The 14,373-nt window shown below is 32.7% G+C and carries 10 protein-coding genes; 7 read left to right on the top strand and 3 right to left on the bottom strand.

All coding sequences use genetic code 11. The features are described from left to right. Nucleotides 1-46: 46 nt before the first annotated feature. The gene (locus tag BMX42_RS06755) at nt 47-3,421 is read right to left on the bottom strand and encodes a T9SS type A sorting domain-containing protein (RefSeq protein WP_091311027.1); all 3,375 of its coding nucleotides are present in this window, start codon (nt 3,419-3,421) and stop codon (nt 47-49) included. 110 nt (nt 3,422-3,531) lie between these two features. Here BMX42_RS06755 and BMX42_RS06750 point away from each other — a divergent pair, with 110 nt between their 5' ends. Then, complete coding sequence (locus tag BMX42_RS06750) at nt 3,532-4,206, top strand: SCO family protein (protein WP_091311023.1); 675 nt, start codon at nt 3,532-3,534, stop codon at nt 4,204-4,206. Here BMX42_RS06750 and BMX42_RS06745 read toward each other — a convergent pair. Beyond that, complete coding sequence (locus tag BMX42_RS06745; RefSeq protein ID WP_091311019.1) at nt 4,203-5,333, bottom strand: ATP-binding protein; 1,131 nt, start codon at nt 5,331-5,333, stop codon at nt 4,203-4,205. The genes BMX42_RS06750 and BMX42_RS06745 overlap by 4 nt on opposite strands. A gap of 2 nt (nt 5,334-5,335) precedes the next feature. Next, nucleotides 5,336-6,205, bottom strand: coding sequence for an aldo/keto reductase (locus tag BMX42_RS06740; protein ID WP_091311015.1), 870 nt, complete (start codon nt 6,203-6,205; stop codon nt 5,336-5,338). A gap of 167 nt (nt 6,206-6,372) precedes the next feature. Here BMX42_RS06740 and BMX42_RS06735 point away from each other — a divergent pair, with 167 nt between their 5' ends. From BMX42_RS06735 to BMX42_RS06710, 6 genes are all read left to right on the top strand, one after another. Then, nucleotides 6,373-7,377, top strand: a complete 1,005-nt coding sequence (locus BMX42_RS06735) for an AAA family ATPase (protein ID WP_091311011.1) — start codon at nt 6,373-6,375, stop codon at nt 7,375-7,377. Between the two features lie 72 nt (nt 7,378-7,449). Further along, nucleotides 7,450-8,316: a DUF58 domain-containing protein gene (locus tag BMX42_RS06730; RefSeq protein WP_091311006.1), complete on the top strand. Its 867-nt coding sequence runs from the start codon at nt 7,450-7,452 to the stop codon at nt 8,314-8,316. Beyond that, on the top strand, nt 8,316-9,914 hold the full coding sequence (locus BMX42_RS06725) for a BatD family protein (RefSeq protein WP_091311003.1): 1,599 nt from the start codon (nt 8,316-8,318) through the stop codon (nt 9,912-9,914). The genes BMX42_RS06730 and BMX42_RS06725 overlap by 1 nt, the downstream gene beginning before the upstream one ends. Continuing rightward, nucleotides 9,907-10,908 (top strand): vWA domain-containing protein, encoded by a 1,002-nt coding sequence (locus BMX42_RS06720; protein ID WP_091310999.1) that lies wholly within the window; start codon nt 9,907-9,909, stop codon nt 10,906-10,908. Before BMX42_RS06725 ends, BMX42_RS06720 begins: the two co-directional genes overlap by 8 nt. After that, nucleotides 10,908-12,617, top strand: coding sequence for a VWA domain-containing protein (locus BMX42_RS06715; RefSeq protein ID WP_091310995.1), 1,710 nt, complete (start codon nt 10,908-10,910; stop codon nt 12,615-12,617). Before BMX42_RS06720 ends, BMX42_RS06715 begins: the two co-directional genes overlap by 1 nt. A gap of 1 nt (nt 12,618) precedes the next feature. After that, nucleotides 12,619-14,352 (top strand): BatD family protein, encoded by a 1,734-nt coding sequence (locus tag BMX42_RS06710; protein ID WP_091310991.1) that lies wholly within the window; start codon nt 12,619-12,621, stop codon nt 14,350-14,352. Nucleotides 14,353-14,373 lie beyond the last annotated feature (21 nt).

Genomic DNA, 14,373 nt, shown 5'->3' with positions numbered 1-14,373 from the left:
TCAAACATACGACAAATATGAATTCAGATAAAACGATTTTATAAATTTAATTTTTGATTATTCTTTTTGTAATGGTATTGTTTTCTGTTGAAATTTTCACAAAATATACACCATTTGAAGCGTTGGATAAATCAATATTAGTTTGATTATCACTCACTTGTAGTTTGTTTTTTTGCATGATTAGTTTTCCGCTAATGTCGTAAACTTCAATTTTATTTGGATTTAAGTTACCAAAGCCAATATTGAAAATTCCAGTTGAAGGATTTGGGAAAACATTTATTTGATTGGCTTCAAAGCTTTCAGCAGATAACACACCGTTAATTACAAAATCATCTACTTTTATTCCTAATTTAGTTACACCACCATCAGAAATGAACACAATTCTGAAAATTACATTTGTTTCTGTATTTAAAGCAGCTAAACTATATGACTTTGTTAAAAATGTTGTATTGATTCCAGTCCATTGCGCTCCAACACAATTATCACAATCTGTTCCACTTGTTAATGGCGTTCTGTTGCTGTTATACCAACCTGTTCCCATTGTTCCCAAAACACTCCAAGTTGCCCCGAAGTTTGTAGAATATTCCACATAAGCAATATCCCAATTTAGTTCTAAATCAAAAGCCATTTTGAAACTAATTTGTGGATTTGAAACGTTTGATAAATTATAACATTGTGAAACTAAATAAGATTGCACAGAATTTGAATAATTACCAGATAAACTGGTTAAATATGCCGAATTTCCAGAAGTTTGTAAGGCATCACCAGTTCTGTTACCTCTTACCCAGCCCGCGCCTATTACTATTAATTCGTCTGAAGCAGCAGTAAAATTATTAACGGATCCAATTGCACCATTATCATTATTGTAAAAAGTAGCTGCTCCAGTATTATTGTCTGAATAAGCATCACCCGTTGTAGTGGTGTTAAAAATTAAAGTATGAGCACCTCTTGAAGCAGTAACAGCTGGTAAATCTATTGTTTGATTTTGTGAAGCTGCGATGTTTCCTGACCAATTGTAAACATATGGAGTGGCGTCAACGGTATAATTTACCGTAACATTTGTTATGGCGTTTATACCACCATTTTTTACAACTATTTGCGGTGTAACTGAAGTGCCACAATTAATGTTAAGTGTAGGATTATTTATAGATACAAATTTTAAATCTGTTGGAGGAATTTGAATTGGAATATCCGATTGCCAAATACCACGACCATAAGTAGCTGCAATAATTTTTGAATCTTCTAAATTGATTTCTAAATCTGAAACAGAAACATTTGGCAAGTTTGTATCAAATGGTTGCCATGTTGTCATCGTATCATCTTTGTAATAAACCCCTAATGATGTTCCAACATATAAAGGATTATCCGTATTTCTACCTTGATGAACAATACAGTTTTTCGAAATCGATGGTAAACCAGATGCAATATTTGTAAATGATGTTCCGCCATTTGTTGAAACCATAGCCTGACCGCTAGTTCCACTTCTAGTAATATAAACAATATTGCTATTTGAAGAATGAACAGTAATACTAGTAATTGTTGATGTTAGTGTTGAAGCCAGAGAAAAAGTTATTCCAGCATCTATACTTTTGTATAAAGAAGTACCATTTCCAACATAAATTATATTATCGTTAGATGGGTCAATAGAAATTAGTTCTAAGTTTCCAGATCCAACAGAATTTGTATTTTGTTGTACCCAAGCTCCATTAACTAACTTATATAATCCATCATAACCTGCATACATATTTCCTTGGCTATCACCTCTTAAAGGCGTTACCCAATTTCCATCTATTGCATTAGGTGAGCCAACACTTCCTGTAATTCCATTTCCTCCATTATTAGAAATATATAATGATGAACCGTTTTGAATAAAACCATAGTATAAATTACTATTTGCTTGACTCACAGCTGCATCCATTCCGTCTGCACCATAATAATTTTTCCAAGCTCCACCACTAAACGCGTGTCCACCATTATCCTGTAATCCACCAACCATTTTACTTGCAGTTGATTTTGAAACAGATATTTTATAAAATTGACTAATTTGAAGTCCTGCAGTTAAATCCGTAAAACTAGCACCGTCGTTCGTGCTCACATAAATTCCTCCGTCACTTAAACAATATAGTTTACCATTAAGATATTGTAAATGATGAATATCTGCATGTGTATAGGCTACAGAAGCTGGACTACTCCAGTTGTTTACTTTTGAAACTGCAGCTCCACCATTTGTAGATTTCCAAACATTTAAACAACCTGTAAAAAGTAAATCTTTATTGGTGTTTGATACAGCAAAAGCCAAATCATACCAGCCTTGTGTAGATTCTAAAAAATCTGTAGTGCCAGAAGTGATGCTAAAACTAGTACCACTATCAGTAGAACGATAAATTCCGTTTAATGCACTACTGTTATTTATACTTAAAACATAAACATAAGTATTATCAGCTGGCGTTACGTCTAAAATCATTCTACTTGTTGATCCAGAAGCTGATAATCCGTCTATAATATTTGAAAATGTATCTCCTGTGTTTGTCGATTTATAAAAACTACTATTTGTGGTTGCGTATACTACTGTTGGGTCATTTGGTTTAAAACGCACTGATCCTTGAGAAAAATCACCAACTAGTTCAACTACCCATGTTGTTCCTCCATTCGTAGTTCGATATAAACCAGATGAAGTAGCACATACTATGATTTGATTATTTGTTGGATGCATGATTAAATCACCAGTCTGATTTCCAGTTCCAGTAAAAGTTAATCCGGTTGTAACCCAATTTAAGCCACCATCTGTAGATTTTAAAACACCAATTGAATAAGAATCAGAAGAATCTTTATCTCCAATTGCAATAAAAATGTTGTTAGAGTTGGTGTGGTCAATGGCAATTCCTGTAACACCAATTTGAGGCAATTGATCGGATAGTGGCGTCCAAGTAGAACCAGAATTGGTAGATTTCCAAATTCCTCCTGCTGGCGTACCCACATAAATAATATTTGTATTGAATGGATCTACAGCAACCGCACTCGTTCTTCCTTGTCCAGATGACCAAGAACCTGTGTTGGTATGTGTAAATGGACCAACGGGTTGCCAGTTACTCGGCGGTAAAGAAAATTGTAAATTGTTTTTGTTGGCTTTGGCATTGTTTTTTTCTTGCCAAGCCGACCAAAGCTGTTGAGGTGTCATAAGAGTTCCATCAGGATTTAACTGATTTTCATATTTGTTTTCCCAACGTTTAAAGGGTTTGTAACCACTTCCTTTTTTGTTTTTGTCATGTGTTCTCCAATACTCGTTAAAAGCATCAACATCATTTTGAAAACTATTGTTTTTTGAATTTGGGTTTTTGCTTTTCCATGGGGAATTATTATTGTATTGTGAAAATCCAATAACAGAAAAAAGCAAAAACAATGATAAGTAGGTGTTTTTCATTGTGTTAGTTATTTGTTTGGTTACACAAACATAGTAATTTTTTCTTATGAATTGTTAAAAACTTTAATTCTAACAGCAAGTTTTTATACTTTTGCAACAAAATTTCCAAGATGTTCAAAAGTAAAATCTTTACCGTTTTCTTTATAAGTTTATTGATAGCTATTTTTTTTTCTATTTATACTTTAATTAATAGAAAAAATTTACCCGTTATTGAGCCAAGAGATGTAAATCCTGAATTGGTTGATACTTTGGTACAACACATTGGTTATAATCATAAGATTGCGCCTTTTTCATTTGTAAATCAGAATGGCAAAACAGTTACGAATAAAGATTATGAAGGTAAAATTTATGTGGTCGATTTCTTTTTTACAACTTGTCAAACGATTTGTCCGAAAATGACCGATAATATGGTTTGGTTACAAGATAAAATTAAAGACAATCCGAAAGTGAAATTACTTTCTCATACTGTTTTTCCTGATGAAGATACGGTTGCCGTTTTGAAAAGATATGCGAAAGAACGCGGAGTTATCGATTCAAAATGGAATTTAGTTACCGGAAATCAGAAGGAGATTTATAAAATTGCACGTCAATCCTATTTGGTAGTGAAAACAGGAAAACCAGAAGAAATGTACGATATGGTGCATACCGAGAATTTTGTTTTAGTCGATCAAAAAGGAAGAATTAGAGGTTTTTACAACGGATTAAACATCGATAAAAATGTGAAAGACGAGAAAAACTTGACGCAATTAGTTGAAGATATTGAGTTTCTTTCTGAAAAAGATTAGTTGTATTTCATCTTCCTCAAAATTCGCAAACTGTCTTTAAAATAAATATACGCCAACGGATTTTTATACGCTTTTAAAACGCTTTTGGCTTCAATAAGTCTGTGTTTGGCGTCTCTAAAATCATTCAAATAGCAAATCATTAAAGTGTGCGGAATTCTCAACACTTCTATTTCTGAAACGTCTTTGTTTTTGTGTAATTTCTGAATCGTAATTAACACCGAATTATAAATATGATGTAGTAATTTCTTATTGTATTGTGGTGGTTCGAACAACATTTGGGTTTCCATTTTATAATAGCCATTATCGTAAAAATAGAAGGTTATTTTTTCTAAAGGATAATAACTGGTTTTGTCATTTAAGCCTAATTTCACATATTCGGTAATCGTAAAACTATCTTCATCAAAGCTTACAATCACTTCATCTTGATTGGAATAAAACAATTTAATTTGTTCGTTTACTAATTCAATATCAACACGAGAATAATAGGTTTCATTTCGAACCATATTCTTTTTTCCAGCCCAACACACCACAAAATTTTCTTTAAAAACTTGGTATTGATTGTCTAAATCTTTGTGTCGAACCGTGATAAAATCCAACACACCATCTAACGTATGTTGAATACTGTTTCTCGAATTATTTTCAATACTAATTACCGTTTCCACATTGGATTTCGAAGCAGAAATTTTTTCTTCTGTAGGCGAAGTATTGCTCCCAATTCGAATAAAAGTGTTTCCCGTGTAAATAGTGTAGATGTTTTTCTTAAAAAAAGAAACCTTGTTTTTAGGTTTTATAGTTACCAAACCAACCACTTTTTCCTTAGGTAAATTAGGAAACGGAATGTTGTCGTAGGTTATTTTTGGTGGATTTTCTAAATAGGCGTTGACTAAATTTTGAATGCGACTATCATCAAAAAAATCATCACCAACAATTTCATTATCATCATCTTCCACACCAACCACAATGTACGAATTGTTAAACGGATTGGAATTGGATAACGCGCAAATATGTTTTAAAAACTTCCCTTTTCCTTCTTTGGAATGCAAATTTAATTGGCGCTTTTTATCATAAAAACTGTTTTCGTTATTATGAGCCAATAAATTTTTAATAAGGAGTCGTTTATTAATCATTTTTAAGGAATTTTAGTTCCAATACTTTCTGTCCAAATCGCAAACCAATCTTCTAAATCTAACTCGAAATTTTCTAGTTTTTGCAAGGTTTTGATGCGTTCCACACTTGTTGTTCCGACTACAGGTTTAATTTGCGCAGGATGTTTTAAAATCCAAGCTAAAAGCAAAATATCTTCAGGTAAATTATATTTTAAAGTTAGTTTTTTTAATAATTCTTTTAACCGAATAGTTTGCGGAACTTCTTCTTTATAAATTGAACCTAACGGATTCCAAGCCATCGGTTTGATGCCGTGTAATTGCATATAATCCAATTCGCCATTCACCATCGGCTGCAAATGTGTAGCCGAAAATTGAATTTGATTATACGTAACCGCTGTAAATTTTCGGATTAAATCGGTTTGTGCTGGTGTGAAGTTCGATAAACCAAAATGTACTATTTTTCCAGAAATTTTAAGTTCTGTTATCGCATCAGCAATGACTTCTGTTTGCATTAACGGACTTGGTCGGTGCAACAATAACACATCAATATATTCTGTTTTTAGATTTTTTAGCGAATCTTCAACGTTCGAAATAATATATTTTTTGCTATAATCGTAATGTTTTATGCCATACTCTTTTTTATCACAAACGTATTTGATGCCGCATTTCGTAATAAATTGAACGCTTTCTCTGTCCACATTCATCGCAGCCCAAGCCTTTCCAAAATCTGCTTCCGTAGTATAACCACCATAAATATCAGCATGATCAAAAGAACAGATTTTTTCTTCCAAACAAGTGGCAATGAGTTGTTGAATTTCCGCTTGATTGAAGCTTTTTCCCCAAACACCCCAATTCATGGTTCCGGCAATAATCGATGATGTTTGAATAGACATAATTATAAATTTTTATTAAAAATAATAAGTATTTCTTAATTATTCACTAAAATTTCACGATTTGCTTATAATTTAACGGACAATTAACAACAAAAAATATTTTTATAAACCATCTTGCATTGTTAAAGTATTTTTTTAAAATTTACACCCAAATAATTCCAAACAAAATGCAAGAAAATAATACAAGCATCGACATTAGTGCTATCAATGAAAAGATTGAAAGAGAAAGTGCTTTTATCGACCTACTAACTTCAGAATTAAGCAAAGTCATCGTTGGTCAAAAATCAATGATTGAAAGATTACTAATTGGTTTATTAGGACAAGGTCACGTTTTGTTAGAAGGAATGCCTGGTTTAGCCAAAACCTTAGTGATTAATACACTTTCAAAAGCGGTTCATGGAAGTTTTCATAGAATTCAGTTTACACCAGATTTACTTCCTGCAGATGTTGTAGGAACAATGGTTTATAATTTCAAAGAAAACGAATTTACCGTAAAAAAAGGACCAATTTTCGCCAATTTTGTTTTAGCAGATGAGATAAACAGAGCGCCAGCCAAAGTGCAATCGGCGTTGTTAGAAGCGATGCAAGAAAAACAAGTTACCATTGGTGAAACGACATACAAATTAGACAATCCATTTTTAGTTTTAGCAACGCAAAATCCTGTAGAGCAGGAGGGAACGTACCCGTTACCAGAAGCGCAAGTGGACAGGTTTATGCTAAAAACTATTGTTGATTATCCGAAAATGGAAGAAGAGCAATTGATTATTCGTAATAGTTTAAAAGGAAGTGCGGAAACCATAAATCCTGTTGTGAGTATTGCTCAAATTATCAAAGCTCAGGAAACGGTAAAAGAAGTTTACATGGATGAGAAGATAGAGAAATATATTTTAGATATTGTTTTTGCCACTCGTTATCCAGAAAAATACCGTTTAGACAGTTTAAAACCCTTAATTAGTTTCGGAGCTTCGCCTCGTGGAAGTATTAATTTAGCGTTAGCAGCGAAATGTTACGCTTTCATAAAACGTAGAGGTTATGTCATTCCTGAAGATGTTCGCGCCGTGGTTCACGATGTGTTGCGTCACAGAATTGGAATTACTTATGAAGCTGAAGCCGAAAATATTACTTCAGAAGACATTATCAATAAAGTTTTAAATCAGGTTCAAGTACCGTAATTCAGTTCTCAGTCTCAGTTCTCAGTTTTTTATGACTGAATACTGCGACTGAATACTGCGACTGAAAGATAAATGGAAACCAAAGAGTTACTTAAGAAAGTCAAGAAAATTGAAATCAAAACCCGAAGATTGAGCAATCATATTTTCTCGGGCCAATATCACACGTCTTTTAAAGGACGCGGTATGACTTTCTCCGAAGTACGACAATACCAATACGGCGACGATTTTAGAGCAATTGATTGGAATGTTTCCGCAAGAAATAACGATGCTTTCGTAAAAATATTTGAAGAAGAACGCGAATTAACCATGATGTTGATGGTGGATTGTTCGGGTTCTCAAAATTTCGGAACTTCGGAACAAAATAAAAAAGATATTGTGACTGAAATTGCTGCAACTTTGGCTTTTTCAGCGACACAAAACAACGATAAAATTGGTTTGATTTTATTTACAGACGAAATCGAATTATTCATTCCGCCTAAAAAAGGAAAATCTCACGTGTTACGAATCATTCGTGAATTGATTGAATTTCAACCGAAAAGTCAAAAAACCAACGTTTCTGGCGCTTTAGAATTCTTATCAAGCGTTATTAAAAAACGCGCCATTGTGTTTTTAATTTCCGATTTCATGACATCCGATTTCCAAAAGCCGTTACAAATCGCATCAAAAAAGCATGATGTTACTGGAATTAGAATTTACGATGCTCGTGAAAAAAACCTTCCAAATGTGGGAATTATTCAAATGCAAGATGCCGAAACAGGTGAATTGGTTTGGATTGATACGCAAACACAATCGACAAGAATGGCATACGAAAGAAACTACAAATCGAAAGTGGAAAACTGCCAAAATATGTTTAGCAAATGCGCCGCAGGATTAGTAGAAACAGAAACGAACGAAAGTTACGTAACGAAATTATTAACCTATTTTAAAAGTAGAACGTAATGAAATTTAGATTCTTATTTCTACTTATTTTTTCGATTTCCGTTGGATTTTCTCAAACGGTTGGAACGACTGTTTCTAAAAATGAAATTAAAATTGGAGAACAAATTCAGTTGACTTTAAAAACAAAAGTGAACGAAAAAGATTTGGTAGTTTTCCCTGATTTAGATTCTATTGGAAAATTAGAAGTTGTGGAATCATTTCCGCCAAAAAAAACAAAAAAAGCCAATCAAATTGAATGGATTAAAAAATATAATTTAACGCAATTTGATGCTGGAAAATATAAAATTCCGTCATTAGAAGTTGTCGTAAACAAAAAGAAAATTAATTCTGAAAGCATAGAAATTTCAGTAGTTGATGTAGCTATTGATACCACGAAACAAAAAATGCACGACATCAAAGAAGATGAGGTTGTCAACTTTAAAAACGAAGAAAAAAGTAATGAATTAACAGATAAAGATGTTATTTTAGGTTTTCTTTTTGCCTTGGTTTTAGGAGCTATATTTTATCTTATTCTAAGACTAAAACATCGCAATAAAAAGAAAGCGGAACAATATATTTCGCCTTATAACAAAGCTTTTTTACGCTTTTCAGAAGTAAACAAGCATTCGAATTCTAAAGAATATTATTCGGGTTTAACCGAAATTATTAAATCGTATTTTGAAAAAACATTAGAATTTTCTGCTTTAGAAAGTACAACAGAACAATTTATTCTCAAGTTGAAAAACGCCGTTGCGGAAAAGAAATTTGAAATTTCAGAAACCACCATTTCTCAAATTGAAAAACTATTTACGAAGGCCGATTTGGTAAAATTTGCGAAGATTTCTGTTTCGGAAGAAGAACAAAATGCTGATAAATTAGTGTCAGAAAACATAATCAGTGTATTTCATAAAACCTTACCAACTTCAGCCGAAGAGCAACGTTTCGCTTTAGCTAAATTAGTCGAAGAACAAAAACAACATAAATATAAAAACATCAGACAAACGGCTTTTATTGTGACGTTTTTAGTCTCAATTGTGTCTGTAGTTTTCTTTTTCGGATGGGAAAATGTAACAAATTATTTCAATGCGAAAATCAACGGAAAAGATGCCGATTATTACTTAAAAAAAGAATGGATGGTTTCCGAATACGGTTTGCCAATTTTACAAATTGAAACGCCTGAAATTTTAGTTCGTGATTCGGTAACATCGAAAAATCCAAACATTAAAAACATTTCTCAATTTTCTTGGCAAAAAGTGTCGGATAAATTGTCAATTTCTATACAAACGGTTGCGTATAAAGATTCTATCAAACCCGATTTAAAAGAAATTTTTAATGACGAATTAGGAAACTTAATGCAATTGCAAGCCAAAAAAATCAAAACAACAGCAAGAAAATTCAAAAACGTAAAAGATCTTTCTGGCGATATTTTAGAAGGAACTTACGAAATCAACGACGGTTCTGAAACCAAACCAATGCGCTTTTTAACCGTGTTTATTTCGGATAGTTATGGTTTGCAAACGATTCGAATTACGCACGAATCCAAAGATAAATTCGCGAAAAATTTCATTGAACGCGTTACCAATAGTCTCGAACAAATAAACCAAGAAGAAGATGAATAGTTCGTTTATGCATCCGCACTTTTTATGGTTGTTATTGGTGATTCCGATAGCGTTGTTTTGGCATTATTTTATCAAAAACCAACAAGATGTCGCTTTAAAAATGAGCACAACAGAAGGTTTGTCAACCAAAAAAACGCTTTTAATTAAGTTACGACCGTTTTTGTATGTCTTGAAATTATTGGCTTTATGTTTTATTATTATTGCTTTAGCTCGACCAAGAAATACGCAAAAATCGAGTTATACCGACAACACAAGTGGAATAGACATTGTGATTGCGACGGATGTTTCGGGAAGTATGTTGGCAACAGATTTTAAACCAAATAGGCTAGAAGCGATAAAAGAAGTAGCGCACTCTTTTATTCAAAAAAGAGTCAACGATAGAATTGGTTTGGTGGTTTACGCTGGTGAAAGTTATACCAGAACACCAGTCACTTCGGATAAAGCGATGTTGTTGAATTCGTTAAAAGAAATACAATATAACGGAATGGTTTTGCAAGACGGAACCGCAATTGGTATAGGTTTGGCCACAGCAATTAACCGATTAAAAGACAGCAAAACGAAATCTAAAATTATTATTTTATTGACTGATGGTGTGAATAATGTGGGAAGTTTAGATCCGATTTCTGCAGCTGAAATTGCCAAAGCGTATGGTATAAAAGTCTATACAGTTGGAGTAGGAACAAACGGAATGGCGAATTTCCCAGTAGCAAAAGATGCCAACGGAAATATCGTTTTTCAACCTCAAAAAGTAGAAATTGACGAAAAATTAATGCAAGAAATCGCGGCAACAACCAACGGAAAATATTTTAGAGCGACTGATAATAAGAAGCTTGAAGCAATTTACGATGAAATTGATAGATTAGAAAAATCTAAAATTACAGAAAACAGATTCATGATGTTCGACGAGCAATTTCGTCCTTGGTTGTTAATTGGTTTGTTTTTATTGGCTTTAGAAATGATTTTAAGCCGCACCATTTTTAAAAGTTTTATTTAATGTTTGAATTTGAGAATCCATATTATTTTATTTTGCTGTTGCTGATTCCAATTGGTTTAGTAGCACAGAATAAGTATGTCAAATGGCAAACGGAAAAACAAGCTGAATTTGGTAACGAAAAAGCCGTTCAAAAACTAATTGTTAACGCTTCCAATAACAAACAAAGGTTGAAATTTATGCTGCAATTAATGGCGGTTTTCTTCATTGTTTTAGCATTAGTGAATCCGAAATTAGGTTCAAAACTAGAAACCGTAAATGCAAAAGGTGTTGAAATTGTTTTCGCTATCGATGTCTCGAAAAGTATGTTGTGTAAAGACGTTGCTCCAAATCGATTAGAAAAAACCAAGCAAATTATCACGCAAATCATCAATTCTATTGGAAGTGATAGAATCGGAATTGTGGCTTATGCTGGAAGTGCTTATCCAGTTTTACCGATGACAACCGATTACGAATTGGCAAAAATGTTCACGCAAAGCGTCAATACCGATTTAATTTCTTCACAAGGAACTGCCATTGAAGGCGCGGTTCAAACGAGTGTGGATTTCTTTGACAATCCAACTTCTGGAAAAGCAATTGTGTTGTTTTCAGACGGTGAAGATCATGAAAATGCCAATTTTGATGTGTCGAAATTAACCAAAGAGAAAAACGTAAAAATTATAACAGTCGGAATTGGAACTCCAAACGGTGGAAACATTGAATTTGTGGACGAATTCGGCTTTCAACAAGTTAAAAAAGACCAAAACGGACAAGTTGTAATTACAAAATTAAACGACGAAGTTTTACAAAAAATAGCTTCAGAATCTAAAGGAACTTATGTTTACGAAAACCAGATTTCAAAAGCGGTTTCTAGTATAAAAAGCGCTTTATCCAACGTGGAACAACAAGAATTTAAAGCCCAACAATTGGCTCAAAAACAATCGCAATTTCAGTGGTTTTTAGGAATTGCCTTTTTGTTGTTGTTGATTGATTTCTTCATGGTGAATCAGAGTTTCAAAGGGTTTCACGCTAAAAAATGGTTGATTTCTAAAAGATTTAACTTGGTTTTAGTATTTCTTTTTGTTTCGGCAACTAATTTTGCACAAGAGAAAACAAGCAATTCTCAGCAAAAAGAAAAGCAGTTACGTATCGTAAAATCTAAAGAAAAAGACCAAAAAGTAAAAGCAGAATATAATTTAGGAAACACGATTTATAAAAACAAGAAATATAGTGAAGCAATTACGAATTATAAAAACGCTTCGCAATTGGCTAAAACAAACGTTGAAAAGCACAAAGCATTCCACAATTTAGGAAATGCATACATGCAAGATAAAAATTATAAATCGGCTGTAGAATCGTATAAAAACGCATTGAAAGCGAATTCTAAAGACGAACAAACAAGATATAATTTAGCTTTAGCGAAAAAAATGTTGGAAAAAAATCCACCAAAACCTAAGCCTAAAAACAAAAATAAAGACAAGAATAAAGACAAAAAAGACGATCAGAAAAACAAAGATCAAGATAATAAAGACAAGAAGAATAAAGATAAAAACGGCGACAAAGAAAAGAAGGATAAAGACAAAAATAAAGAACAACAAAAGAAACCAAATGCGAACAAACAACGAATGGACAATGTGTTAAAAGCCATTGGAAATGACGAGAAGAAAGTTCAAGAAAAAATAAACGCAAACAAAACCAAAACAAATACAAAAGTTACAGAAAAAGACTGGTAAAATGAAAATGATAATTAAAATAGTATTAACCGCTATATTGCTTCCTTTTTTAGCTTTGAGTCAAGTTAAATTAGAAGTTAAAATAGAGAAAACAAACTTAAAATTAGGTGAAGTTACTCAGGTTAATTATGTTTTTAATGAAGAAGGGAAAAACTTTGTGCCACCAAGTTTTGCTGGCTTTAACAAAGGCGGTTCTTATGTTTCGTCTAACGAAGTGTATGATAATGGCGTTTATTCAATTCAACAAGTTTATACTTTTGTAATTCAAGCGGTAAAAGCTGGAAAAGTAACTATTTCACCAGCGAATATTAGATTCGACGGGAAAGTCTATTCTTCCAAACCAGTTTTGGTTTCAGTTTCTAAAGAAAAAGTTTCTGAAGTTATACAACGAAATCAAAATCCACCACCAATTCCAAAGCAAACGGCTACTAGTAAAACAATTGCCGGTTCTAATAATTTATTGTTTGTTGATGTTGAAGTAAATAAAACTTCGGCATTTGTAAACGAACCAGTTGAGGTGTATTACAGAATTTATTTGGCACCAAATTTAGATGTAGAATTGAACAAAAAAATTGCTACAAAATTCAATAATTTCTGGAGTCAAACCGAAGACATACAAGGCGGTTGGGAACGTTCTGTTGTAAATAATCATGTATTTAAATCGAAGGTTTTCAAGAAAGCTATTCTGTATCCACAAAAAACAGGAAAATTAGAAATTACACCTATTACACTCGATTTAAACATCAATTATCCAACAGGTGATTACGATTTTTTTGGACAACCAGAATATAGCATGGCGAGAAGAGAAGTGGTTTCGAACACTAAACACATTCAAGTCAACCCATTGCCTGAAAAAGGAAAACCAGATAATTTCACAGGAGCTGTTGGTAAATTCGAATTCAATGTAAACGTTCAAAAAAGCGAATTGAAATCGGGAGAATCTCTACAATTGGATTTAATTGTTTCTGGAAATGGAAATTTAAAATTATTCGAAATCCCGAAGCCAAGCTTACCATCCAATTTTGAAATTTTCGAACCAAAACACCAAGAATTTATTAGTGAAAACATGAAAGGAATTTCAGGTAAAATTATGGATAGTTATACCGTAATCCCACAAGAAAAAGGCGTTTTCAAACTTAAACCTCAGCAGTTTTCTTTTTTTGATGTGCAATCAAAATCGTATAAAACGATTTCTTCGGATGCTGTTGATTTGAATGTTTTACAAGGCGAAAATCAGGCGAATATTGCAGCTACATCAAAATCAAAATCGGTAGTTGCAGCACAGAAAGAAGAAGCAAAATCTGGTTTTGAATTTACATTTATGCATTTTATTGGTGCTGTATCTTTAGCTGGATTTGCGTTATTATTTTTTGCTTTAAAGAGAAATAAGAAAACTGTAGAAGAAGAAGTTGTAACGGAAGTAAAACCGGTAAAAAAAGATTTTTCTGTAACTGAAATTCAAGATTTTATTTCGAATAAAGAATTGTTTTATCAGAAAATGGAAGTAAAAATAGCGGAATTTTTACAACATAAATTTTCATTGGAAAAAGCCGATTTCAATAAGGAAAATATCATTCAAAAGTTTCAAGAACATAACGTATCTCCTGAAAACACTACGGATTTCATTGGTTTGTTGCAAAGCTGTGAAAAGGCAAGATATATGCCAACTTCTGACGCTAACATGCAATTAGATTTTGAAAAGCTACAACATTTAGTAAAAGTTATTGGTGTGTAAATCCAATATAATTCAGATATT

Source organism: Flavobacterium terrigena (assembly GCF_900108955.1).
Taxonomy (GTDB): Bacteria; Bacteroidota; Bacteroidia; order Flavobacteriales; family Flavobacteriaceae; genus Flavobacterium; species Flavobacterium terrigena.
This window is presented reverse-complemented; position numbering and strand designations above follow the sequence as displayed.

What these genes read in the sequence shown, in the direction of transcription:
- BMX42_RS06725 (WP_091311003.1), top strand. Translation starts at nt 8,316, where the DNA reads ATGAAATTTAGATTCTTATTTCTACTTATTTTTTCGATTTCCGTTGGA.
- BMX42_RS06720 (WP_091310999.1), top strand. Translation starts at nt 9,907, where the DNA reads ATGAATAGTTCGTTTATGCATCCGCACTTTTTATGGTTGTTATTGGTG.
- BMX42_RS06730 (WP_091311006.1), top strand. Translation starts at nt 7,450, where the DNA reads ATGGAAACCAAAGAGTTACTTAAGAAAGTCAAGAAAATTGAAATCAAA.
- BMX42_RS06755 (WP_091311027.1), bottom strand. Translation starts at nt 3,421, where the DNA reads ATGAAAAACACCTACTTATCATTGTTTTTGCTTTTTTCTGTTATTGGA.
- BMX42_RS06715 (WP_091310995.1), top strand. Translation starts at nt 10,908, where the DNA reads ATGTTTGAATTTGAGAATCCATATTATTTTATTTTGCTGTTGCTGATT.
- BMX42_RS06740 (WP_091311015.1), bottom strand. Translation starts at nt 6,205, where the DNA reads ATGTCTATTCAAACATCATCGATTATTGCCGGAACCATGAATTGGGGT.
- BMX42_RS06735 (WP_091311011.1), top strand. Translation starts at nt 6,373, where the DNA reads ATGCAAGAAAATAATACAAGCATCGACATTAGTGCTATCAATGAAAAG.
- BMX42_RS06750 (WP_091311023.1), top strand. Translation starts at nt 3,532, where the DNA reads ATGTTCAAAAGTAAAATCTTTACCGTTTTCTTTATAAGTTTATTGATA.
- BMX42_RS06710 (WP_091310991.1), top strand. Translation starts at nt 12,619, where the DNA reads ATGAAAATGATAATTAAAATAGTATTAACCGCTATATTGCTTCCTTTT.
- BMX42_RS06745 (WP_091311019.1), bottom strand. Translation starts at nt 5,333, where the DNA reads ATGATTAATAAACGACTCCTTATTAAAAATTTATTGGCTCATAATAAC.